Below are 21,509 nucleotides of genomic sequence, written 5' to 3' on the forward strand. Positions count from 1 at the left end.
GAACTCGATCGCGGACGGCGCCGGGTTGGCGCCCGCGAAGAACGGGTCCTGGGCGTCGATGATCAGCTGGAGCTTCCGCCCCTTGGCCAGGACGTAGTGCGCGGGCTGCAGGGCGAAGGTGACGGTGGTGGCCTGGCCCGCCCCCTCGTTGGTGAGGGTGTACGGGGCGTTGGTGATGATGGCGGCCTTGCCCGTGCTCGCGTTGCAGTCCAACAGGTACGCCACGATGGTGGCGCTCTTCTCCTGCGGGGTCACGGTCACCCGCACCTCCAGGTCGCCCCGGACCTGCATCGCCCGCTCCAGCGGCGCGGTGGTCCAGATCGCCGCGCGCCCGCGGTCGATGTCGGCGGTCGGGTAGACGTGCGGCAGGCCGACGCGCTCGGCCAGGCCGGTCCGGATCAGCTTCGGGGCCACGACGGCCTGGGTGTCCTCGGTGTCCTCGCCGGTGACCTTGACGGCGCGGGTCCAGCCGGACTGTGCGACGCCTTCGGCCATCCGCGCGTCGCGCTCCCCGGCGGGCGCGTCGCCGAGGTGGAAGTGCTTGGTCGGCAGTGCGTAGCTCTCCCAGTCGGGGTGGCGCACGTCGGACAACAGGTTGTGCATGTACTCGGAGCGGATGCCGAACCGCGGCTCCGCACCGTCGCCGGCGCTGCCGCCGAGGTAGTGGTCCATCCAGCGGTAGGTCATCTCGGTGCGCTTGGAGACGAGGCCCATCAGGCCGGGAAGCTCCGCGTTGCCGTGGTCGCCGACCTGGACGAGCAGCGACTTGGGACCCTGGAGGCCGGTGAACAGGTCGACGACGCCGGGCACCGAGAAGATCGTCTCGTGCCAGGCGGTGGTCATCAGGATCGGCGTCTGGGCGTTGTTGTACGCCTCCAGGTAGTGCTTGGGTGACCGTACGCGGGCGAACTCCCGGACCTCGTCGTCGATGTCATTGCCGCGGATCTTCTGGATGATGCCGAGGAACTCCTCGGAGCAGTTCTCCTCCTTGAACAGCTTCACCAGAGCCTCGAAGGCCGCCAGGTGGCGGGTGCCGTTCTCGTAGAGCGAGGTGAACAGGTCTCCCCAAGCGCTGGTCGCCGCAACGGCCTTGATCCGGGGGTCCCGCGCGGCCACCAGGAGGCTCGTCCCGGCTCCGTAGGAGGCACCGAAGAAGCCGATCCGCTCCGGGTCGACGTCATCCCGGCCCACCAGCCAGTCGATGACCTCGATCGCGTCGGTCACGTCCTGCGGCCCGGCGACGTGGATCTTGCCCCCGGACTTGGCCAGCCCGCGCTGGCTGTAGGCCAGGACGGCGTAGCCGCCCTGGGCTAAGCGCGGGAACATGCCGAGATAGGCCAGTCGGCCGAGGTCGCTCAGCGGGGCGGGCATGACGATCGTGGGACAGGTCTGTCCGGGCCCGAGATTGCGCGGGACGCTCAGTGCGGCATCGAGCACGGTCGTGTCCGACAGGGCGATCTTGACTTCCCGGTACGTGGCGATCTCCGCGTACGTCTCGTACGTGTCGGCCAGACCCCACTGGTCCAGGGAGCCGATGTGGCGCGGCGACGGCTCCGTCAACGCCCGGCCGATCGCCTCCAGCTTGGCGAGGTCGTCGGCGCTGTGCGCGAACGGCTGCTCCGGGGTGCTGTCAACTGACATGGCTGTGCCCGCCCTTCGTAGGTGCTGCCTGGTGATGACGAGGTGTCGGAGACATGCTCCCGACAGCGTGATCACGTCGGCCACCCACTCCAGGAGGACCACCCGAACGAATGAACGGCACTTCCCGAACGCAAGGGCGGAACTGTGGCTGAATGCCCCCTGCTCCGGGGACCGGAGCAGGGGATCGGCACTTCGACCGGGCCGCCTAGCGGACGTCGGTGGCCGTACGGCGATAGGTGCTGCGCCGGTCCTCGATCCGGTCCCAGCGGTCGCCGTAGATGGTCTTGACGACGTTCGGTTCCCGTACGAAGTCGTGCGGGAAGCCGAGCGGTACGGCGCTCACCCCGTCGAGGCGCGCGACCGCATCGGCGTCGAGACGGACGTCGAGGCAGCCGAGGTTGTCCACGAGCTGGCTCTCCTTCGTCGCCGCGATGATCGGAACGACGTTGCCGGGGCGGCCCAGCAGCCAGGCCAGCGCCACCTGGGCGGGGGTCCAGCCGCCCTCCTCGGCGATCTCCAGGACCACGCTGATGATCTCTTCCTCCTCCGGGGACGCCTTGACGCCCCAGGCGTCCAGCCGCCCTCCCTCGCCTCGGCGGTACTTGCCGGTGAGCTTGCCGGCGGCCAGCGGCGCCCAGGCCAGCACGGCGAGATCGAACGCCCGTGCCTGCGGCAGGAGTTCGCGTTCCGGGGTTCGCTCCAGCAGGTTGTAGCGCAGCTGCGAACCTGCGAACGCGGACCATCCCCGGAGCTCGGCGAGGGTGTTCGCCTGGGCGATCTCCCAGGCGGGCCAGTCCGAGACGCCGACGTACAGCACCTTGCCGGTGCGTACGAGGTCGTCCAGCGCGCGCATCACCTCCTCGACCGGGGTGAAGTTGTCGCGTGCGTGCACCCAGAGGATGTCGAGGTGGTCGGTGCGCAGCCGTTCGAGGCTGGCCTCCACCGAACGCACCAGGTTCTTGCGGTGGTTGCCCGCCGCGTTGACGTCGCCGTCGCGGGTCCCGCAGGTGTACTTGGTGGCCAGTACGAACTCGTCGCGCCGCCCCTCGAGCAGTTTGCCGAGGATCCGCTCCGAACTTCCGTCGCCGTAGATGTTCGCCGTGTCGATGAAGTTGCCGCCCGCGTCCGCGTACGTGTCGACGATCCGGGCGTTGGTCTCCTGGTCGGCGCCCCAGCTCAGGTCGTCGCCCATGGTCATCGCGCCGAGGCTCAGCTCGCTCACGCGCAGACCGGTCTTTCCGAACAGTGTGTACCGCATGTTCTTCCCCCTTCGCGCAGGTCGTGGGGCCGACGCTATGCGCTGGAGTGCACTTCAACGCAAGTGCTGATCAAGGTGGTTGGAGCCGCGGAACAGCCGACGCCGGCCCCCGGTGGCGAAGCCGGCCCCGCCACGCGCCGCACCGCCCGCACCGCCCGCGGCGGCCGGGAACCGGGGAGGAATTCGTCCGGATCCGGGCGTCCGTACGGGTGTCACGGACGCGGCGGACGGGGCTACCGTTGCGGCACTGCGCGGGGGCGGAGGGGAGCGTCATGCTGGACGAGGCGATGGTCGCGTTGGCGGCGTCGGTGGGTTCGGGAGTCGTACAGGCCGCGGGGAGCGACGCCTGGATGGCGTTCCGCGGGCGGCTGGCCCGGCTGTTCGGGCGCGGGGACGGGCCGGAGGAATCCGCCCAGCTGCGACGTCTGGACCGGACCGCGGCCGAACTGGCTGCTGCCGCGCGGGACGAGGACGAGGCCCGGAGCGCCCGGCGCGAGGAGTTGCAGGGCGCGGGCTGGCAGGCCCGTACCGAGGACCTGCTGGACCGGTTGGAACCGGAGGAGCGGGCCGCGGTCGCCGTGGAGCTCCACGCACTGCTCGCCGAGGTCGCGGAGGCGGTGCGCCCGGCCGCCGGAGGTGCCTCCGGGAACGTGATCCTCGGGTCGGCGGCCATCCAGTACGGGGACGGCAACGTCCAGATGAACCGGTTCGACGCCCGCCCGTGACGGGCTCCGAGCCCTCCGGGGACACCGACCGGCGCGATGACGACCGCCGCGGGAACACGTACCGCGGCCCGGCCGGGGTGCAGCACGGCAGCCGGAACCTCCAGGTCAACCTCCACGAGCACCGCACCGGCATCCTCTCAGCCTGCGCGGTCGCCCTGGTGTGCGTGGCCGTCGTGATCGCGGTCCGGATGGGCGGCGACCCGGGCGGCGCGGCCGCCACCCCGCCCGCCGGGCCCCCGCGCACGAACACGGCACCGGCACCGACACCGACACCGGCACCGGGCACCGCCGGGGAAGACTCCTCGGTGCTCATCGGGCGGCTGGTCAACGACGACGGCGGGCTGTGCCTGCGGGTGCCCGGCACCGAGGACGGCCTCGTCCCCGTACAGGACACCTGTACCGACGCCGCGGACCGGACCTGGACGCTGACCCTGCAGGACGGCGGCGTCACCCGCACGCTGCGCAACGGGCAGAGCGGCCGCTGTCTGACCGTTTCCGGCCAGGAGAACTTCACCCCCGCCCGACAGCTCGCCTGCACCGCCGAGGACGGCGGGCAGCACTGGAAACTGCTCTGGGGGAAGGGCGAGTTGGCCGGGCACTTCACGCTGGTCAACACCGGCACCACCAAGTGCCTGGTCGTGCAGGGGCGCGTCCCGGACCGGCCCGCGACGCAGGCTTCGTGCGGCGAGGAGTACAAGGACCAGTGGTGGCACCTCGACTCCTGAGCCTGCCCCCGCGCCCCGGCCGCCGGGTCTGACGACCCGGCGCCCACCGTACGGCGCATGCGGGGGCGGGCGGTTCAGATTCCCGCGAGGAACTCCCGCACGGCGGCCGCGAAGCCCGCCGGATCGGCCAGGGCGACGAAGTGGTCGGTGTCCAGGGGACGGTACGACGTCCCGGGGCGGCGGCCGACCATGTCCTGGGCCTGCTCGGCGGGCAGGACCTGGCTGCGGAGGCCGTGGATCAGCAGGGCGGGGCAGTCGGTGGCCAGCCACTGCTTCCAGTGGTCGCCGTGGACGTGGTTCTCGGAGTCGACGGTGTCCCCCGGGTGGAACGGCAGCCGCCAGCCGGCTCCATCGGGCAGGGGGCGCAGCGCCGGGGCGACGGCGGGGGCGAGGGGACCGCAGGCGGCGAGGAGTTCCTCGCGGGTGGGGGCCGAGTAGGGGAAGTTCAGTACGAAGGCGAGGGGGCTGGTGCCGTGGTCGGGGAGGTCGGCCGGGGCGTCGACGTTGACGAGGGCCTCGACCAGCTCCGGGTGTTCGGCGGCCAGGTGGTAGCCGTTGATCCCGCCGAGGGAGTGGCCCAGGACGACGGTCCGGTCGATGCCGAGGTGGGCGAGGAGGGCGACCAGGTCGGCGAGGTAGCCGGCGCGGGTGTAGTCCCCGGCGCGGTCGGAGTCGCCGTGGCCCCGCTGGTCGGGGGCGATCACTCGCCATTCGGGGCCGAGCTCGGCGGCCAGGGCCGTGAAGGAGGAGCCCTCGGAGAGGTGGCCGTGCAGCGCGAGGAGCGGGCGGCCGGTGCCGCCGAAGTCCAGGTAGGACAGGGCGCGGCCGTCGACGGTCAGGGTGGCGCGGGTGGGCTGGGCTACGGACATCACGGGAGTTCCCCTTTTATCGTTACGAGTTTCACGGGCTTCACGAGCGGTGCGGGCGGTTCGGGTTGTGCGGTTGGTGCGGGCTGCTGAAGCAACCGTACAAGCGTCTATGACACTTGTACAAGACGGTTGTATGAATCGCGTCGGCCACGGCACGGCGATCGCCGCCGAGCGGCACGGCAGCGACGTGAGCCCGGTACTGATCCCCATCGGCGGCACCTTGATGACCCGGGTGCGGCACGCACCGCTCGCCTCCCTGCCGGCGCGCGACTTCAGCGGTCGACCCGCACGTCCTCGCCCCCGTGCTGACCGGGTTCTTCGCCGGCCTGTAGCGGCCGCCGGCCCCGGGGCCTCTCTCGCCGCTCCGGCGTGTTCGGGGAGCCGGTCCACGGCCCGCTTCCCTTACGCTCGGGGCATGGTGCAAAGCCGGGCGGAAGACGTGGACGGCTACCTCGCCGAGGTGCCCGAGGAGCGCAGGGCGGCTCTGACCCGGCTGCGCGAGCTGTGCCGCGCGGAGCTCACGGGGTTCACCGAGGTCATGGCGTACGGGATGCCCGGCTACGAGCGGGACGGCGTCGGGGAGATCGGCTTCGCGAGCCAGAAGCAGTACATCTCCTTCTACCTGATGCGCGGCGACGTCCGCGAGGCCTTCGCGGAGCGGCTGGCGGGCCATGACATGGGCAAGGGGTGCCTGCGCTTCCGCAAGCCGGAGAAGATCGACTTCGTGCTCGTCCGGGATCTGCTGCGCGCCACGGCGGCCGCACCGGGCAAGGTCTGCTGACGGCCGTCCGCGCCGTCTCCGCCGCCGTCTCCGCGCCGCCCCCGGCGGTCCTCACGGCCGGGGCGCACGGCTGTCCCCGGACCACGTGCCGCCGTGACACCCGCGCGGTGTCACATTCGGCGCCGCTGCGCGGTCCTCGCTACGGACAGCGAGAGAAGGGACCGTCAGGATGAAGAGCGTCATCGTGTGCGCCTCCGTGTCGCACGGCAATACGCGTCGTGTCGCCGAGGCCATGGCCAAGGTACTGGGCGCGAAGGTGATCTCCCCCGAAGAGGCCGACCCGGCGGAGCTGGCCGGCGCCGACCTCGTGGGATTCGGCTCGGGCGTCTTCCACAGCAGGCTCCACCGGAGCCTCACGGACTTCGCCGGGGCACTTCCCCGCAGCCGGGGCCGGGCGTTCGTCTTCGCCACGAGCGGGCTCCCCGAGGTGGCGTTCGCGCCCTTCACCCGCCCCCTGGTCCGGATCCTCGAAAGCAAGGGTTTCGAGGTGGACGGGACCTTCTCGTGCCGTGCGTTCGACACCTGGGCGCCCTTCAAGCTCGTCGGCGGCCTCAACAAGCAGCGGCCGCACTCCGGCGACCTGGCCGCCGCGCACGCGTTCGCCGAACGGCTGCGGGACGGGCGGGGCCGGGTGTCCTGAGGCGACGGGCGCTCTGCCCGGACGAGGTCCCGGCAGGGCGGCGGCGGCCGCGGAGCGTCCCCATTCGGCGAGGGCGGCCTCGTTGTCCGCCTGCCACGGCACGTCCGAGGTCCACTGCCCGTTCCACACCTCGACCGCTTCGAAGCCCTGGTAGGAGGACAGGAAGGTGCCCGAGGGGTACGGGCATGCGGGTGGACCGCGACGCAGAGCCCTCCGGCCTCGTGGACGGCGTCCAGGTGCCGGTCGATCGCGCCGTCCCGCACTCTCGGTGACCGCGAGGAAGTCGAGCCCGGCCGGCCACCAGTGGCCGAGGCGACTCCCGCGCCGTCATCCGTTCCCCCCGCCGGATCCCGGCGCGTGCTCCACCGCGAAGGGCTCGAAGGCGATCCGGGTCAGGGATCCGTCGTCCGCCCACCGCACCTCGATCGCGTCGGCGTCCGCCCGCACGACGGCGGCCGCCGTCGCGAGGGGAGCCGGCTCCGCCTCCCCCGTGAGCGTGGCCAAGGCCGCGTGAAGGGACACCTCCGGCGGGGTGGCGCCGACGACCGCCTCGGACACGAGGCGCGGCATGCGCGCCCACGGGGTGAAGGCGGTCCCGGCGGGCGCCCTGACCTCCTCCGCCGCCCCGTCCCAGCCGTGCAGCGGGTGGAGCCCCGAACTCAGCGGCTCCCCCGGGCCCGTGGCCCAGCCGGTCTGTTCCACGCGGGCGCCGTACGGGGCTCCGTGCACCCGGTGCACGCGCAGTTCGAGCCGGCCCCGGACGACGGTGACGCTCTCCACGCGCAGGCCGGGGAGCGCGGGCGCGCCGCGCGGGAAGACCGGCCGGTGCCAGGAGGCGGCCCAGCCCCAGCCCTCCCCCTGGCCGGCCCCCATCGGGTGGATGCGTCGCCGTACGCTGCGGACGCCGCCCGCCGCCACCACGGCGAGGTGGTTGTCGGGGATGTTGCCGCGCGCGGTGGGCCCCGTGCGGGTCGAGTAGGCCTGGCGACCGTAGAGGGGGTCCTCGTCCGCGGCCGCTTCCGGATCGTCCGGCCCGACGTGGTCGCTGCCGTGGTTGTGCAGGCGTACGATCCCGTCGGCGCGGGTGCTCTGCACCAGGAGGCCCGGCGCGGTCAGCGCGAGCGCCCGGTCCGGGCCCTCGCTGGGTGCGGCCCCCTCGGTCGCCGTCCACAGCGGATGCGTCGCCGGCGCCAGCAGACAGACGAACGCCTTGGACGCCCAATAGGGGGACGCGGGGCCGGAGTAGGGCTGCAGAGTGGCTTCGTGCGGGCCGTGCCAGCCGAGGCTCAGCAGGCCGTCGCCGCCGACGGCGCCGCGGTCGAGGAAGTAGCGCAGCGATCCGCTGAGCAGGCGGCGCGAAGTGCCGGGTCCGAGTGGGGTGTTGCCGGTGACCGAGCCGAGTCCGACGGCGGTCGCGGCGGCGAACCGGTAGGTGAGGGAGCGCCCGAAGTGGATCGGCGCCCCGTCCGCACCGAAGAGCAGGGAGAAGCCGTCCAGGTGGGCCCGTAGCCGGTCTCCGTACGGGGCCGCGCGGTGCGCGGGGTCGGCGAGATGGGCGTCGAGCAGCGGATACAGGTGCAGGGCCCAGCCGTTGTAGTGGTCGAAGGACCGGCCGTCGCCGTCGGCGTACCAGCCCTGGCCTTCGTACCAGCCCTCAAGAAGGCGCGAGGCGCGGCGGCGGGCCCGGGCCGTCTCCTCGTCTCCGCGGCCGACGGACTCCAGGAAACCGGCCACGGTGAAGGGGAAGAGGTACCAGTTGTTCGGGGCGGGTACGTGGCGCAGTGCGCCCCGCAGCCACTCCTCGGTCCGGTCCTGCACGGCGCTGTCGAGCCGGTCCCACAACCACGGCCGGGTCAGCCGGAGTCCGAGGGCCACGGAGGCCGACTCGACCATCGGCTGACCCTGGACGTGCACGTCGCGGATGACCGGCCAGGACTCCTCATCGTCACGGCCGGGGGTCCGTGTCCCCGCGGCCAGCCCTGCCGCGTACCGCTCCAGCCAGCCGTTCGGGTCCTCTCCGCCGGCGCCGGCCACCCGGAACGCGGCGGCGAGGAAGGTACGGGCGTACCCCTCGAGCCCGTCCGAACGCACCCCGGAGGCGGAGGCCCGTCCCGGCAGATCGAGCAGGGCCCCGCCCGGCGTGGCCCACCGCCAGGCCGCCCGCAGCAGCCCGTCGGCGACCGCCTCCCAGTGGGCGCGGGTGTAGCCGGTGTACGGGCTCAACTCACGCTCTTCGCAGGGCAGTCCGGGAAGGCTCATGCGGGGATATTGATCGAATGACCGCATCGGGTCAAGCGATCAGATCGAAGCCGCCCGAACCGATCGAACGATCGCTTCCCGCATCCGGATGCCCTGCTCGGCGGAGGCCGCCACACGAGGTGGAGCTGGCCGAGGCGGCGTGCACCGAAGGCTGTTGCGGTGAGATCGTGGCGGGCGACCTGCGCGAATTGGCCGAACCCTGCGGGGGATCAGCGGAGTTCGCCAGGCGACTCGGCTGCTCCTCGCCGCAGCCGCGGCCGTCCTCACGCGATCGGGGGACCGGCCAGTAGGGCGACCCGATCGGCTTCGACATCGAAGCCGAGCACCGGATGGCCGTGACCGCCCTCCGATTCCATCAGGACGGCCTTGCCCAAGTGTCGCCCGATCTCCCCCAGGAAGCCGCAGAACAGATCGAGTCGCTCCTGGCCATGCAACTCCCTCAGGTCGACGTCGAAGTCGATCTCGTCGTCGTCGAGGAACCTGAAGATCGCCAGAGCGTCGGGAGCGAACCAGACCCGCAGTTCGGGGCACTCGGCGTCCGCCGGGCGGGACAGTACGGTCTGCGCACGGGGCAGCGGCAGCACCGTCTCGCCTTCCGAGTACTGGCACCGCCACCCCCTCGCCCCGACGAGATCGAGGACCGCCTGCCAGTCCTCGACCGAGGCGCCGGGGACACTCACGTCCGGCAGCGCCCCCATCAGGTCCGGGTCGAAGAAGCACTTCGCGTCGTCCCACAGCAGATCGCTCACACCCCCATCCTGCCGGGCTCCCCGATGGCCGTGTCGTGGTGGACGGGGTTCAGGGTGGTGAGGTCTTCCTCCGTCAAGTGCAGGGAGCCGGCGGCCATGTTCTGGGCGAGGTGGTCGGGGTCGCCGGTGCCGGGGATGGCCAGGACGTGGGAGCCCTGGTGCAGCGTCCACGCCAGGCGGATCTGGGCCGCGCTCACTCCGTGGGCGCGGGCGATGGTCCGCACCTCCCGGCTGTGGTCGGTGGTCGCGCCGGCGGTGCGCCCCGTGCCGGCGATCGAGTAGAACGGCACGAACGCGACGCCCTGCTCCCCGCAGACGCGCAGGAACTCCTGCTGCTCGGTCGATGCGCCGATGCCGTACATGTTCTGGACGCAGACCACCGGCGCGATGGCCCGGGCCTCGGCGAGGTGGTGGGGGCGGACGTTGGACAGGCCCAGGTGGCGGACGAGTCCCGCCTCGCGCAGTTCGGCGAGTGCGCCGAAGCGTTCGGCGATCGAGTCGGTGCCGACGATGCGCAGGTTCACCACGTCGAGGTGGTCGCGGCCGAGCTGGCGCAGGTTCTCCTCGACCTGGCCGCGCAGCTGACCGGGGTCGGCGCAGCCACTGGCCCGAGGGGTCGCGGCCCGGTCCGACCTTGGTGGTGATGACGAGGTCGTCCGGATAGGGGGCCAGCGCCTGGTTGATCAGCTCGTTGGCCGAGCGCAGTCGTGAGAAGTAGAACGCGGCGGTGTCGATGTGGTTCACGCCGAGCTCGACCGCGCGGCGCAGTACGCCGATCGCCTGGTCGCGGTCGCGCGGTACGGCGTCGGCCGCGAACGCCTCGCCGTGCTGCGGCAGGCGCATCGCGCCGAAGCCGATCCGGTTGACCGTTCGGTCACCGAGTTCCCAAGTGCCCGCTGCCGCTGCGCCGATCGTCTGTGAGGTCATGGCTGGATGATCTCCGCACGCCAGGCTGGGCCGCCATTGATTCACACATGCCCGAATCCATTGAAGAGTGGTCGCTCTGGCAGAGCTGGTGTTCTCGGCGGGCGATCTGGCACGGGTGCGGTTCGCCGTCTCGCCGATGTGGGAGGTCGCGCCCACCTTCCGGCTGCTGGGTTCCGCCGCCGCGCATCCGGTCCACCAGCGCCGGGCCGACCAGGTGAGGCCCCGTATGGTGGCCGCCGGGCTGGACCGGGGCCGGCTCCGCGAGCTCATCCCGCCCACGGGCTACGTGCCCGACTTCCTCAACCCCGCCCCCGCCGGGCCTGCCCCCACTCCGGCGGAGGAGCGGGACGCGATCCTGTCCTCACCCGCCGACCGCGTACGCCAGGACCTGGCATCCGGGCCGTCCTGGACGCGGACGTCCTCTGCCGGGCCCGGCTGGCCGCCGAGCACGGCGCCGGCCATCTCCTCAACACCCTGCACACGTCGCTGAGCTGGGGCGACAACGCGCTGCGGATGTCCGGCCGAAAGCAGCCGCTGACCCGTCCGACGGCGGGCACGGGGCTGCTGCTGATCCCCTCGGCCTTCACCGCACCGGGCTCTCCCCCGCCGGGGTGTCCCAGTACCTCACCGCACTGCGCGGAGCGGGCCCGGTCAGCTCCCACCGGGCCGGCCGTTCCGTCCTCTACGCCCGCACCGCCGCGGCCGAGACCCTCCTCCGAGCCGCTTCCGCCTGACCTCACGTCGGCCCCCGAGCACTCCGGGACCGGCCGACCGCTCGGCGCCGGCTCTACGAGCTCGCGGAGCCCTGAACGGCGCTCTCCTGCACGGCATCCCGGGATTCCGGCTCATCGGCGGGGGCGGGGGCGGCCGCGGCGCGCAGGGCCGCCTCGACCCGGCGGTTGCTGGTCATGGTCGACGTGACCGCGGTCATCGTGAGGAGGAGGCCGGCGGCGGTGTAGAGCGGGGTGCGCACGTCGTACGCCGTGGCGAGCCAGCCGCCGAGGAAGGCGCCGAACGGGGCGGCGCACATGCCGAGCATGCGGGAGGTGGAGGTGACCCGGCCCATCAGGTGGGCGGGGACGACCGTCTGCCGGAGGGAGGGGGCGAGCACCATCGTGGCGCCCACGCCCGCTCCGCAGACGGCGAGGGCGAGGCCTGCGACGTACGGGTTCGGGGCGGCGGCGAGGCCCAGGATGGCGAGTCCCTCGACCGCGGCCGTGCAGGTGAGCGCGGCGCCGGTGCCGAGCCGCCGGCCGAGGAAGGAGGCGATGCCCGCGCCGAGCAGACCGCCGGTGGCCTCCGCCGTGAGGAGCAGGCCGAAGCCGAAGGTGCCGATGCCGAGCCGGTCGTGGGCGAAGAGCGCGAGGACGGTTTCCATGGCGACGAAGGCGATGTTCCCGACCGCCGGACGCAGCGCGAGTCCGAGCAGCAGCCGGTCCCGGAACACGTACGAGGCACCGGCGCGCGCCTGCCGCAGCAGCGACTCACGGGCCTGCGGTACGGGCCGGGGTACGGCGGGCAGCGACCGTACGAGGAACGCCGAGAGCGCGAACGAGACCGCGTTGGCGAGCAGCGGAACCGCCCGGCCGAGCGCGAGCAGGGCACTGCCGGCGGGCGGTCCTACGAAGCCGGAGGCGGCGGTCTGGGTGCCGCGCAGGCGGGAGTTGGCTCGCTCCAGGAGCGCGGGTTCGCGTCCGAGCAGATCCGGCAGATAGGCCGTGGCGGCCGTGTCGAAGAAGAGTCCGCCGAGGCTGAGCAGGAAGGCGACGGCCGCGAGCAGGGGAATGCTGAGCACGTCGAGCGCGGCCGCGGCCGCCGGTACCGCGAGCAGTACCGCGCGTGCCGCGTCCGTGACCCACATCGTGCGCCGGCGGTCCCAGCGGTCCACGAGCGCACCGCCGAGCACTCCGAAGAGCAGCCACGGCAGCGTTCCGGCGGCCGTGACGACGGCGAGCGCCATCGGATCGCGCGTCAGCGTCAGTGCGAGCAGCGGCAGTGCGGCATGCATGACGCCGTCACCGAGCGAGGACACCGTCTGGGCCGTCCACAGCCGTCCGAACCCGGTCGGCAACTTCTTGATGTCTGTGGTCACTTGGCGTTTCCTTCGGTCTGGACGCGGTGCGCCGGGTGGAAGAGCGCGAAGACGAAGGACGTGTCCGGCAGCGACGGGTCGGACAGTTCCCGGTACTCGAGCGCCAGTTCCTGCAGCCGCGCCCCCAGCTCCGCGAACTGCTCCTCGGTGAGCCGCAGATGCATCATCCCCACGTGCCGTTCGCCGTCCTTCGGCGCCGCCTCCAGGTCCGCCACCGCATGCCGCATCAGCACGTCCGGCGCGCCCTCGCCCGGATCCGGCAGCACGATCGCCCGCGCGGCCATCGCGTAGTACCGCTCGGTGACCCCCCGGACCTTGCGCGTCCGTACGACCTTCACCAGGCCGGCCCGCTCCAGGAGCCGTACGTGGTAGCTGGAACTCCCCTTCGCGAGGCCCACGCGTTCGGCGATCTGCGTGATCGTCGCGGGCTCGAAGCGGAGCACGGCCATGATCCGGTGGCGGGTGAGGTTGGAGACGGCGCGCAGTTGCTCGTCGGTGGTGACGTGGAACGTCCCGGGAAGATCGTCGGTAGGCATGAGCCAATGGTCAACACTTCTTGACCATTAGGCAAGAGCTTTTCCCCTCCGGGTTCCGGAATCGGAGAGTCCAACTGTCGTGCGCCGCGCGGCACATCGGCGCGCGTGCGGCCGGACGCGGGCCCCCACCCCCGTGGGGGGCTCCGCTCCAGCTGGTGTCTCCGGGGCCTTCGGCACCACGCGAGAACGATCACCACGGTATGGCCGAGAAGATCACCCGGCCCATGACCGCACACGACAGCAAGGGGACCGAACGCGCCACAGGGGGACCCTCCGCGTCAGGATGGGGGCATCGGGCCCCGAACCCCGTCGATGACCTGGTATTTCACGCTGGTCTATGCTTCGCCCCTGTGGTCTCGCACGCACATCAGGGGACAACTTCCTCCGCCCTCGCCCGCCTCAGCGTCAACGTCGCACGGCTGCTCGGCATACCTCCGCAGGGATACGCGCACTTGCTGGGCATGGCTCCCGAGCACCTCAACGACGACCTGTGCCGGACTCCCACCGCCACGAGCATCCGCATCGCGGAGCTCACGACCGTGCACGCCGACTGGACCGAGATGTCCGTGATGCTGGCTCAGCAGTCGAGCATCGGCACCCTCGGCGTATGGGACTACCTGATCACCTCCGCGCCCACACCGCTCGAGGGGATACGTGACGCCTCGGCCTACTTCGCCGCCGTCGCCGACCCCCGCACGGACAACCTCCGGATCTCGGAGGACGGCGACCGGGTCACCATCAGTCACGTCAACGAGGCCGATGTGGCCTACGAGGCGGCCTGCGGCATACGCGGCTACGCGCTCGGCCTGTACCGGCGGCGGCTCGGCGAAGCCGCGCAACGAAGCCTCGTACCCCTCCACGTCTCCCTGGCCGCGAAGGCACCCCGCCGGCACCGCGCTCTCACCGAGCTCTACGGCACCCGCTCCATCGAGTTCGAAGCCGCGGCCAGCTCGATCACCTTCCGCGCCTGCGACCTGGGCGCCCCGACACCCCACGCCCAGCCCGGCCTGTCGGCCGTGCTGCGAAGACACGCCGAGCAGACCCTCTCCAGCGCGCTACCGCTGCACGACTGGACGGACCTCTTCCGCACCGCCCTGGTCTCCGCCCACGACGAAGGCACTCCCACGCTGGCCGCGGTGGCGCGGCGCATGGCCCTGAGTCCGCGAACCCTCCAGCGCCGCCTCGACGAACACGGCACCACGTGGAGCACCGAGGTCGAGACCGTACGGCGGGACCACATCACGCGGCTGCTCCACGACACCGACCTCAGCGTCGACTCGATCGCCGCGCGCAGCGGTTACGCCGACGCGCGCGCCCTGCGCCGGGCGGTCCACCGCTGGTACGGCACCACGCCCGGCGCCCTGCGCCGGCGGGGCGCGTCGGACCCGCCGCCGGAGACCGCGTAACGGCGGCTACGCCGACCCTCCTACGCGATGCCGCCCGCGGTCCGCGGGCTTCGGGGCGCGCCCCCGACAGCGGCGGGTGACGGGGCGTTCGACGAGGAACCAGCTGGCCGTCGCGAGGACGAGGGTGAGGAAGACCGCCAGGGCCGGTCCGGCGACCGGGTGCCAGGGGCGCAGCCACAGCGTCAGCGGATAGTTCCAGAGGTAGGCGGCGTACGAGATCGTGCCCAGCCGGGCCAGACCGGTCAGGGCCCGTCCCGCGGGTGCCGTGTCCCCCGCCCAGTGGTGGAGCACGACGGCGGTGAGGGCCGCGAACAGCAGCCCCGCCCACGGATAGGTGACCGAGAAGGACCGCCAGGGGACCAGTGACGCCGCGACGAGGAGCACGAACGCGATGGCGGCCGGTGCCGTGCGGACGGAGGGCGGGAGCGTGCCACGCCGCGGCCGGGCGTGTGCGGAGGTCCCCGCCGACGCCCCTCGCCGGTACGCGATCACGTACGCGGCCGCGCCGGTCAGCAGCGCGCCCGCCCAGGAGGTGGGCCAGCGGTAGGCCCGGTCGAAATCGGGGCCGAGGTACAGGGTGATGCCGCTCGCCGCGACGGTGAGCACGGCGAGCGTGCCGAGGACCAGGAAGGTGGTCCTGCGGCGGTACCAGGCCCAGGCCAGCAGGGGCGGCCACAGCAGGTAGAACTGCTGCTCCACGGCCAGGGTCCACAGGTGGAAGATCGATTCGCTGCCGAGGGAGACGGGCAGATCGGCCGTGTAGGTGAGGGCGACGGCCAGGGTCCGGCCGAGCGCTGCGCGGTCGCCCAGGGGGTCGAGGACGAGCGTGACGAGGGCGAGTCCCGCCACGAGTACGACCAGGGCGGGCAGCAGGCGAACGGCCCGACGGTAGGAGAAGGCGCGCAGGCGTATCCGCCCGGTGGCGTCCAGTTCCCGCAGCAGCGATCCGGTGATCAGGTGGCCGCTGAGGGTGAAGAACATGACGATCCCGACCACCCCCGCTCCGGGGGCGGCGTCCGGCGCCGCGTGCCGGACGATCACCAGGAGGACGGCCAGCCCGCGCAGCGCGTCCAGCCGGGTGATGCGGCTCATCGGACGGCCAGGAGGGCACCCTCGACGAGTTCGGCCAGCAGCTCGGGGTAGTCCAGACCGGCCGCGGCGAACATCTTCGGGACCTGCGATTCGGCCGTCATCCCCGGCATGGTGTTGACCTCGTTGAGGACGATCCGCGAGCCGTCGAGGAAGAAGTCGAAGCGTGCGGTGCCCTCGCAGCCCACCGTCTCGAAGAGGGTGAGCGCCGCGCGTTCCAGGGCCTCCCGGTCGGCCGGGGCCAGGTCGGCGGGGACCCGGAAGTCGGCGGATCCGTCGTACTTCCCCGTGGTGTCGAAGAGGGCGCCGGGCGGGGTGACGATCTCCAGCGCGGGTCCGGCGAGCAGGGTGCCGTCGGCCCGCCGCAGGACGGCGACGTCCACCTCGCGGCCTTCGACGAACTCCTCGACCAGCACCCGCTGGTCCAGCGCGAGCGCCGCCGCCACGGCGGGCCCGTACTCCCCCGGTGCGTCGACCCGGCTCACGCCGTGGCTGGACCCGGCGGCGACGGGCTTGACCACCACGGGGAGCGGCAGTGGCGCGGCCTCGCCGGGCCGGGTGACGGTGACCGACCGGGCGGTGGCGATCCCCGCCTCCCCGGCCAGCAGCTTGGTGGCCCGCTTGTCCATCGCGAGCGCCCCGGCCCGCACGCCGGAGCCGACGTACGGCAGTCCGGCCAGCTCGCACCACGCGGCGAGCGTGCCGTCCTCGCCGCGCGGGCCGTGCACGGCGGGGAAGACGACCTGGCACGAGGACAGCAGGCGCATCGCACCGGTCGGGCCGTCGGGGAAGGGCCGGCCGTCAGGTCCGTGCCAGGTGCCGTCGGGGCCGATCGTGATCTCCACGGCGGTGTACCGGTCGGCGGGCAGTGCGGAGCGGACGGCCGCGGCCGTGGCCAGTCCCACCTCGTGTTCGCAGTTCTGGCCGCCGCCGACGACGGCGACGCGGAGGGGGAGGTCGGTGGTGGACGGGGCGGGGTTCATGCGCGGGTCTCCTGGACGAGGGGGCGGAGGTCGGTTGCGTGGTGGGTACGGGGGCGGTGGGTTCGGGGAGCGGGAAGCACGCGGCGCACGGTGCGGCTGCCGGCGCCGAGGGTGGCGAGGATCTCGTGCGGGAGGGTGCCGGCCCAGCCCGCCCAGTCGCAGGCTGTCGGCTCGCCGCCCGCGCCGGGCCCCAGCAGGGTGACGACCTCGCCGGACCGCACCGGCTCCTCGCCCACGTCGACGACGATCTGGTCCATGGAGATCCGTCCGACGACCGGCCGGCGCCGTCCGCGTACGAGGACTTCGGCCCGGCCCGAGGTCGTGCGCGGCAGCCCGTCGGCGTACCCGAGGGGGACCTGGGCCAGGCGCGTGGGGCGTTCCGCGGTCCAGGTGTGGCCGTAGCCGACCGGCGTTCCGGCGGGGACGTCGCGGACGGTGAGGACCGGCGCCGTCAGGGTCATGGCCCACCGCAGGCCGGCGGTGCCCGTCGGGTCGATGCCGTACAGCCCGGCGCCGGCCCGGACCAGGTCACCGTGGGTCCGTACGTCGTTGAGCAGCGCGGCGGTGGCGGCCAGGTGCCGGTGGCGGGGCGCCAGCCCGGCCTCCCGGGCGGTGGCCACGGCCGCGGTGAACCGGCGCCGGCCCTCCGCGTTGTGCGGGTCCCCGGGGGTGTCGGCGCAGCCCAGGTGGCCCATGACGCCGACGACGCGGATCCGGCCGGCCCGTTCCAGGGCGGCGGCCCGTGTGCACAGCGGCGCCCAGTCGGCGGGGGCCGCTCCGCCCCGGGCCATTCCGGAGTCGACGTGCAGGTGGATCCGGGCCGGCCGGCCGGAGGCGAGCGCGGCCTCGGCCGCGGCGCGCAGGTGTTCCGGACCGGGCACGGCGAGCTCGATCCCCGCCCGGACCGCCGGGGCCAGGTCGGCGTGCGGGGAGTTCAGCCAGCTCAGCACGGGTGCGGTCAGGCCGGCCCCGCGCAGTACGAGGGCCTCCTCCACGGTGGCCACCCCGAGGGAGGAGGCTCCGTGGGCCAGGGCGGTCCGGGCCACGTCCACGGCCCCGTGCCCGAACCCGTCGGCCTTGACCACGGCCATCAGCTCGGCGCGGGTCCGCTCGCCGAGACGGCGGGTGTTGGCCGCGACGGCCGCCAGGTCGACGGTGAGGACGGGACGGGCGCGTTCTTCGTTCACCGGGCCAGCCTGGGCCGCGCGGGCATCGGCCCGGCCTCCGCCGGGTATCAGCCGCCTCTCCATGGATGACCCATTTGTATCGAACAGGCATCACATCCCTTTGATGGGCATTCGATGCGCGGTCGCCACGTGACCGCTGCACGACCGCAGCAGGCTGGCTCCCACCGCCGCTCCGGACCGGACGCGGCCCGCCCCGAAGGGAGCCGGCATTGACCCCCACCGCACTGACCGGAAACCGGACCATGAACCGGGCCGGAGACCGGGCCGGAGACCGGGCCGGCGACCGGGCCGACCGCGCACGCCCCGGGTTCGTCGCCCTCGCCGACATCGCCCCGGCCGTCCGCCAGGACCTGCGCTACGCCCGCGACCACAATTTCGTCGGCGCTCCCCTGGACGGCTACCAGGAGGCCACCTGCCTCCTGACCGCCCCCGCCGCCCGCGCGCTCCGGCACGCCCAGGACTTGCTGGCCGGCACCGGCCACTCGCTCCTCGTCTTCGACGGCTACCGCCCCCAGCAGGCCGTGGACCACATGCGCCGCTGGGCCCTGGGCCCCGAGGATCCGGCCACGAGGGCCAGGTTCCACCCCCGGGTGCCCAAGTCCCGGCTGTTCGGGCCCGATTACATCCACACCCGGTCCGGCCACAGCCGCGGCAGCACCGTGGACGTCACCCTGGTCGACGGGGACGGCCGGGCACTCGACATGGGCACGCCCTTCGACTTCTTCGATCCGCTCTCGCACACCCTCAGCGCCTCGATCACGCCGGCCGCGCGCGCCCACCGCCGCCGCCTGAACGCGGTCATGGCCGAGGCGGGCTTCCGTAACCTGCCCACCGAGTGGTGGCACTTCACGCTGGTCGACGAGACCTTCCCCGACACGTACTTCCGCTTCCCGAGCACCCGGGCGGCCCTGGAGGACTCGGCGGAGCGGGCGGACTCCGCGGCCGTCGGCCGTCAGCCCATAGCCCCGTACGGCCGGTTCCCGGGCAGCCAGCGCTCGGCGTAGGCGACGGCGTCGGCCAGGTCGAACAGCCGGACGTCGGCCCCGCCCACGGTGCCCCGTACCACCGGGCGCTCCTTCTCGAAGGCCGCGCCCAGCTCGTCGAAGCGCTCCGAGGTGATCCCGGTGTCGCGCACCGTGGTCCAACGGCGGCCGCCCGGTGTCGTGACCGCGAAGGAGTTGTCGGTCAGCGGCATCCCGGGAACCCGGTACTCGGCCAGGTGGAACGCCGTGCAGCGGTCGAAGCCCACGCCCAGGAGGAGGATGCGCGCGCCCGCTTCCTCCAGTCGGGCGAGCGGGCTGCGCTCGCCGAGCCCGCAGTCGGGCGCGTGACCGTCGGTGATCGCGGCGGCGCGCGGGCCGACGGCCGCGAAGGAGGTCTGCGGGTGGCCGCTGCGCACGGCGCCCGGCCAGTTGCGGAGGGTCTCCGGGATGACGCCGACCCCGCGGGTGGGGGTGGTGCGCGCGTCGAAGGGCGGCATCGAGGCGCGGATCGCGGCCCACCACTCCTCGGGCACGGGCGGACAGCTCCAGTGCGCCGGATCGGAGTTGTCGCCGGAGTGCGTCGGCACCACCAGGGTCCCTTCCTCCCCGAGGGCATCGAGCAGCGCGCTCACGACCGTGACGGGGCCGCCGCAGACCCAGCCGAGCGAGCTGAGGGAGGAGTGCACGAGGAGGGTCTCACCGGGGCGCAAGCCCAGTGCGCGGAGTTCGGCGGCGAGCGAATCGCGCGTGCACAGGGGCCCGGGCTGAGGATTCATGGCCATGGCAGCCAGTGTCGGGGGTCCGCGGGCGCCCCCACCACCGAATTGGACCGTCCCGGGCCGCCCGTCGGGCGGTCGTGTCCCAGGGCGTCGAAGATCCGCGCGGACCGCGGGGTCAGGCCCGTCGGCCCGGCGTCCTCGGGGTGTCGCGGCGCAGTCCGGCCACCCGGCGCCGTCCGCCGGGAGCCGGGGCCGGGGCCGGGGCCGGGGCCGCTCACCGTGAATGGCAGAGTGTTGTCGGTTCGTGGGTGGCAGCCGAGGAGATCCGCACGTGAAGATCAGGAAGACCAGGTCGAGCGACAACGAGATGCAGCTCACCTGCGAGCCGTGGCTGCCCGAGTACGGCGAGCGCTTCGCGTCCGGGGAGTGCGACGGGCTGATGATCGGCTGCCACCAGCCGGGCGCCTCGGTGGACATCTCCTTCGCTCCCGCCCTGCCGAACCTGCGCTCCCTGCGCCTGGGGCTCGGCATCCGCGATCCCCGGCCCGCCGGCGCGTGCCGCGACCTCACGCTCCTGAGCGTCACCGGACGGCAGAAGGGGAAGCTCGACCTCTCCGGGCTGCGGTCCCTGCGGGAACTGGACGCTCCCTGGACGTTCGTTTCGAAGGGCGCGGCCGGTCTGCCCGCGCTCGAATCGCTCACCGTCCTCGGCTGGCGGAGCGGTGCGCTGGAGCTGCTCGGCGCGAACCCGCACATGGAATTCCTGCGGATCGAGTGCCTCGCGCGTACCGGCGAGCTCTCCCTGGCGGGCGCGGCCGGTCTGCCCGGGCTGCGGAGGTTGTGGATCTACGACGGCCGGCTGTCCGACACGGCCGAACTGTCCGCCGCGGCGGAACTGGAGGAGCTCCGGCTGATCGGCGCGAAACCCGCGTCCGTGGACTTCGTCGCCCGCCTTCCGCGGCTGAAGTCCCTGGTCCTGGAGAACTGCGGTCCGCTGGACTCCCTGACCCCGCTGGCGGGCCACCCGTCCCTGTCCGAGGTGGCCGTCGTCGGGACCACCGTCATCCAGGACGGCGACCTGCACCCCCTCACCGACAATCCCCGCCTGCTCTCCATCGGAATGGAGCGCGGCGCCCCCCACTACAGCCACACCCCCGCGCAGGTCCGGCGGCAACCGGCCCCGCCCGCCCGGTAGGCGGACCGGCTCTCCGCGTGGCCGCCCGTGGCCCCGGCCGGCCGCCGCCTACGCGGGCGGCGGGAGCAGGGTCACGGCGATGCCCGCGAGTACCGCCGCGAGACCGGCTTCGAAGCCTGCGTCCTGGTCGCGGAACATCTCCGGGCCCGCCTCCGTCGTCAGCGGGTAGTCCGCGAGGCGCTCGGCTCGGGCGGCCAGGTCGTAGCCCTCGCCGCCCGAGCCGGGCAGCGGGCCCATGGACTGCTCCTCGATCACGTACCCGATGGTGTAGCTGTACGCGGTGAACCAGGCGCGGGCGGCCCCGGCGGCCGTGAAGCCCCCCGCGACCAGGGTCCGCAGATGGGCCTCCATGGGCGCGGCGTAGCTCATGTCCGTGAAGTGCGTGCCGCTGTAGACCTTGGCTCCGTCCCGGTAGCGCAGCAGGTGCCCGCGCAACCCGCGCATGGCGGCTTCCAGCGCTTCGCGCCAGTCGCGGGGCGGTCGTAGCGCCGTGTCCAGGTCCGCGGTCATCCGGCGGAACATCTCGGTGGCCATCTCGTCGAGCAGGGCCTGTTTGTCCTTGAAGTGCCAGTACAGGGCGGGCGCCTTGACGTCCAGCTCCTTGGCGATGGCGCGCAGGGTCAGCCCTTCGAGGCCCACCTCGCCGAGCAGCCGCAGGGCGGTGGAGGCCACCTTCGCGCGGTCGAGCCGGGCCCGTTCGGGTTTCGCATCCGCATCTCGTGCATCTCGTTCTGTCGCCACCTTG

General features: G+C 73.1%; 21 protein-coding genes and 1 pseudogene. 9 read left to right on the top strand and 13 right to left on the bottom strand.

Annotated elements, in window-relative coordinates:
• Together ACWGDE_RS12110 and ACWGDE_RS12115 are read right to left on the bottom strand one after the other, a co-directional pair.
• Positions 1 to 1,641: alpha/beta fold hydrolase (locus tag ACWGDE_RS12110; RefSeq protein WP_453388865.1), on the bottom strand; the 1,641-nt coding region annotated here is incomplete at its 3' end.
• Between the two features lie 205 nt (positions 1,642 to 1,846).
• Positions 1,847 to 2,899, bottom strand: a complete 1,053-nt coding sequence (locus ACWGDE_RS12115; RefSeq protein ID WP_453388866.1) for an aldo/keto reductase — start codon at positions 2,897 to 2,899, stop codon at positions 1,847 to 1,849.
• Positions 2,900 to 3,171: 272 nt separating this feature from the next.
• Here ACWGDE_RS12115 and ACWGDE_RS12120 point away from each other — a divergent pair, with 272 nt between their 5' ends.
• Both ACWGDE_RS12120 and ACWGDE_RS12125 read left to right on the top strand, forming a co-directional pair.
• On the top strand, positions 3,172 to 3,624 hold the full coding sequence (locus ACWGDE_RS12120; RefSeq protein WP_453388867.1) for a hypothetical protein: 453 nt from the start codon (positions 3,172 to 3,174) through the stop codon (positions 3,622 to 3,624).
• Positions 3,621 to 4,349 carry an RICIN domain-containing protein gene (locus tag ACWGDE_RS12125; protein WP_453388868.1) on the top strand — a complete coding sequence of 243 codons (729 nt, stop codon included), beginning with the start codon at positions 3,621 to 3,623 and terminating at the stop codon, positions 4,347 to 4,349. Before ACWGDE_RS12120 ends, ACWGDE_RS12125 begins: the two co-directional genes overlap by 4 nt.
• A 74-nt stretch (positions 4,350 to 4,423) precedes the next feature.
• Here ACWGDE_RS12125 and ACWGDE_RS12130 read toward each other — a convergent pair whose 3' ends face one another.
• Positions 4,424 to 5,218, bottom strand: coding sequence for an alpha/beta fold hydrolase (locus tag ACWGDE_RS12130; protein ID WP_453388869.1), 795 nt, complete (start codon positions 5,216 to 5,218; stop codon positions 4,424 to 4,426).
• Positions 5,219 to 5,633: 415 nt separating this feature from the next.
• On the opposite strand from ACWGDE_RS12130, the gene ACWGDE_RS12135 reads away from it, so the two are divergent.
• A complete protein-coding gene (locus ACWGDE_RS12135; RefSeq protein WP_453388870.1) occupies positions 5,634 to 5,999 on the top strand; it encodes an iron chaperone in 366 nt (121 codons plus the stop codon).
• 169 nt (positions 6,000 to 6,168) lie between these two features.
• Positions 6,169 to 6,639 carry a flavodoxin family protein gene (locus ACWGDE_RS12140; protein WP_453388871.1) on the top strand — a complete coding sequence of 157 codons (471 nt, stop codon included), beginning with the start codon at positions 6,169 to 6,171 and terminating at the stop codon, positions 6,637 to 6,639.
• 327 nt (positions 6,640 to 6,966) lie between these two features.
• On the opposite strand, the gene ACWGDE_RS12145 is transcribed toward ACWGDE_RS12140, so the two are convergent.
• From ACWGDE_RS12145 to ACWGDE_RS12155, 3 genes and pseudogenes are all read right to left on the bottom strand, one after another.
• Positions 6,967 to 8,898, bottom strand: coding sequence for a DUF2264 domain-containing protein (locus ACWGDE_RS12145; protein WP_453388872.1), 1,932 nt, complete (start codon positions 8,896 to 8,898; stop codon positions 6,967 to 6,969).
• Positions 8,899 to 9,161: 263 nt separating this feature from the next.
• Positions 9,162 to 9,647, bottom strand: a complete 486-nt coding sequence (locus tag ACWGDE_RS12150) for a hypothetical protein (protein WP_453388873.1) — start codon at positions 9,645 to 9,647, stop codon at positions 9,162 to 9,164.
• Positions 9,644 to 10,574: pseudogene (locus ACWGDE_RS12155) on the bottom strand (aldo/keto reductase). The gene ACWGDE_RS12150 and the pseudogene ACWGDE_RS12155 overlap by 4 nt, the downstream one beginning before the upstream one ends.
• A 67-nt stretch (positions 10,575 to 10,641) precedes the next feature.
• Here ACWGDE_RS12155 and ACWGDE_RS12160 point away from each other — a divergent pair.
• Positions 10,642 to 11,064: a hypothetical protein gene (locus ACWGDE_RS12160; protein WP_453388874.1), complete on the top strand. Its 423-nt coding sequence runs from the start codon at positions 10,642 to 10,644 to the stop codon at positions 11,062 to 11,064.
• 121 nt (positions 11,065 to 11,185) lie between these two features.
• On the top strand, positions 11,186 to 11,308 hold the full coding sequence (locus ACWGDE_RS12165; RefSeq protein WP_453388875.1) for a hypothetical protein: 123 nt from the start codon (positions 11,186 to 11,188) through the stop codon (positions 11,306 to 11,308).
• A 53-nt stretch (positions 11,309 to 11,361) separates the two neighbouring features.
• Here the strand turns inward: ACWGDE_RS12165 and ACWGDE_RS12170 are convergent, their stop codons facing one another.
• Complete coding sequence (locus ACWGDE_RS12170; protein ID WP_453388876.1) at positions 11,362 to 12,666, bottom strand: MFS transporter; 1,305 nt, start codon at positions 12,664 to 12,666, stop codon at positions 11,362 to 11,364.
• The gene (locus ACWGDE_RS12175; protein ID WP_453388877.1) at positions 12,663 to 13,202 is read right to left on the bottom strand and encodes an ArsR/SmtB family transcription factor; all 540 of its coding nucleotides are present in this window, start codon (positions 13,200 to 13,202) and stop codon (positions 12,663 to 12,665) included. The genes ACWGDE_RS12170 and ACWGDE_RS12175 overlap by 4 nt, the downstream gene beginning before the upstream one ends.
• Positions 13,203 to 13,552: 350 nt before the next feature.
• Here ACWGDE_RS12175 and ACWGDE_RS12180 point away from each other — a divergent pair, with 350 nt between their 5' ends.
• On the top strand, positions 13,553 to 14,608 hold the full coding sequence (locus ACWGDE_RS12180; protein WP_453388878.1) for a helix-turn-helix domain-containing protein: 1,056 nt from the start codon (positions 13,553 to 13,555) through the stop codon (positions 14,606 to 14,608).
• 6 nt (positions 14,609 to 14,614) lie between these two features.
• Here the strand turns inward: ACWGDE_RS12180 and ACWGDE_RS12185 are convergent, their stop codons facing one another.
• From ACWGDE_RS12185 to alr, 3 genes are read right to left on the bottom strand one after another with little or no spacing between them, the layout of a single operon-like run.
• Positions 14,615 to 15,700, bottom strand: coding sequence for an acyltransferase family protein (locus ACWGDE_RS12185; protein WP_453388879.1), 1,086 nt, complete (start codon positions 15,698 to 15,700; stop codon positions 14,615 to 14,617).
• Positions 15,697 to 16,680 carry a D-alanine--D-alanine ligase family protein gene (locus ACWGDE_RS12190; protein WP_453388880.1) on the bottom strand — a complete coding sequence of 328 codons (984 nt, stop codon included), beginning with the start codon at positions 16,678 to 16,680 and terminating at the stop codon, positions 15,697 to 15,699. The genes ACWGDE_RS12185 and ACWGDE_RS12190 overlap by 4 nt, the downstream gene beginning before the upstream one ends.
• Positions 16,677 to 17,867 (bottom strand): alanine racemase, encoded by a 1,191-nt coding sequence (gene alr, locus ACWGDE_RS12195; RefSeq protein WP_453388881.1) that lies wholly within the window; start codon positions 17,865 to 17,867, stop codon positions 16,677 to 16,679. Before alr ends, ACWGDE_RS12190 begins: the two co-directional genes overlap by 4 nt.
• Before the next feature lie 209 nt (positions 17,868 to 18,076).
• Here alr and ACWGDE_RS12200 point away from each other — a divergent pair, with 209 nt between their 5' ends.
• Positions 18,077 to 18,871, top strand: a complete 795-nt coding sequence (locus ACWGDE_RS12200; protein ID WP_453388882.1) for a M15 family metallopeptidase — start codon at positions 18,077 to 18,079, stop codon at positions 18,869 to 18,871.
• Here ACWGDE_RS12200 and ACWGDE_RS12205 read toward each other — a convergent pair.
• On the bottom strand, positions 18,820 to 19,632 hold the full coding sequence (locus ACWGDE_RS12205) for an aminoglycoside N(3)-acetyltransferase (protein ID WP_453388883.1): 813 nt from the start codon (positions 19,630 to 19,632) through the stop codon (positions 18,820 to 18,822). The two genes, ACWGDE_RS12200 and ACWGDE_RS12205, sit on opposite strands and share 52 nt — an antisense overlap.
• 268 nt (positions 19,633 to 19,900) lie before the next feature.
• On the opposite strand from ACWGDE_RS12205, the gene ACWGDE_RS12210 reads away from it, so the two are divergent.
• A complete protein-coding gene (locus ACWGDE_RS12210) occupies positions 19,901 to 20,764 on the top strand; it encodes a hypothetical protein (RefSeq protein ID WP_453388884.1) in 864 nt (287 codons plus the stop codon).
• Positions 20,765 to 20,812: 48 nt separating this feature from the next.
• On the opposite strand, the gene ACWGDE_RS12215 is transcribed toward ACWGDE_RS12210, so the two are convergent.
• Entirely contained in the window at positions 20,813 to 21,505 is a 693-nt protein-coding gene (locus tag ACWGDE_RS12215) for a TetR/AcrR family transcriptional regulator C-terminal domain-containing protein (protein ID WP_453388885.1), read from the bottom strand.
• Between the last annotated feature and the right edge of the window lie 4 nt (positions 21,506 to 21,509).

The sequence above is a fragment of the Streptomyces sp. NPDC054956 genome, from assembly GCF_053609185.1.

Excerpts from the sequence above, each read along its gene's own strand:
- ACWGDE_RS12115 (WP_453388866.1), bottom strand. The coding sequence starts at position 2,899 with ATGCGGTACACACTGTTCGGAAAGACCGGTCTGCGCGTGAGCGAGCTG.
- ACWGDE_RS12120 (WP_453388867.1), top strand. The coding sequence starts at position 3,172 with ATGCTGGACGAGGCGATGGTCGCGTTGGCGGCGTCGGTGGGTTCGGGA.
- ACWGDE_RS12130 (WP_453388869.1), bottom strand. The coding sequence starts at position 5,218 with ATGTCCGTAGCCCAGCCCACCCGCGCCACCCTGACCGTCGACGGCCGC.
- ACWGDE_RS12135 (WP_453388870.1), top strand. The coding sequence starts at position 5,634 with ATGGTGCAAAGCCGGGCGGAAGACGTGGACGGCTACCTCGCCGAGGTG.
- ACWGDE_RS12140 (WP_453388871.1), top strand. The coding sequence starts at position 6,169 with ATGAAGAGCGTCATCGTGTGCGCCTCCGTGTCGCACGGCAATACGCGT.
- ACWGDE_RS12145 (WP_453388872.1), bottom strand. The coding sequence starts at position 8,898 with ATGAGCCTTCCCGGACTGCCCTGCGAAGAGCGTGAGTTGAGCCCGTAC.
- ACWGDE_RS12175 (WP_453388877.1), bottom strand. The coding sequence starts at position 13,202 with ATGCCTACCGACGATCTTCCCGGGACGTTCCACGTCACCACCGACGAG.
- ACWGDE_RS12185 (WP_453388879.1), bottom strand. The coding sequence starts at position 15,700 with ATGAGCCGCATCACCCGGCTGGACGCGCTGCGCGGGCTGGCCGTCCTC.
- ACWGDE_RS12190 (WP_453388880.1), bottom strand. The coding sequence starts at position 16,680 with ATGAACCCCGCCCCGTCCACCACCGACCTCCCCCTCCGCGTCGCCGTC.
- ACWGDE_RS12205 (WP_453388883.1), bottom strand. The coding sequence starts at position 19,632 with ATGGCCATGAATCCTCAGCCCGGGCCCCTGTGCACGCGCGATTCGCTC.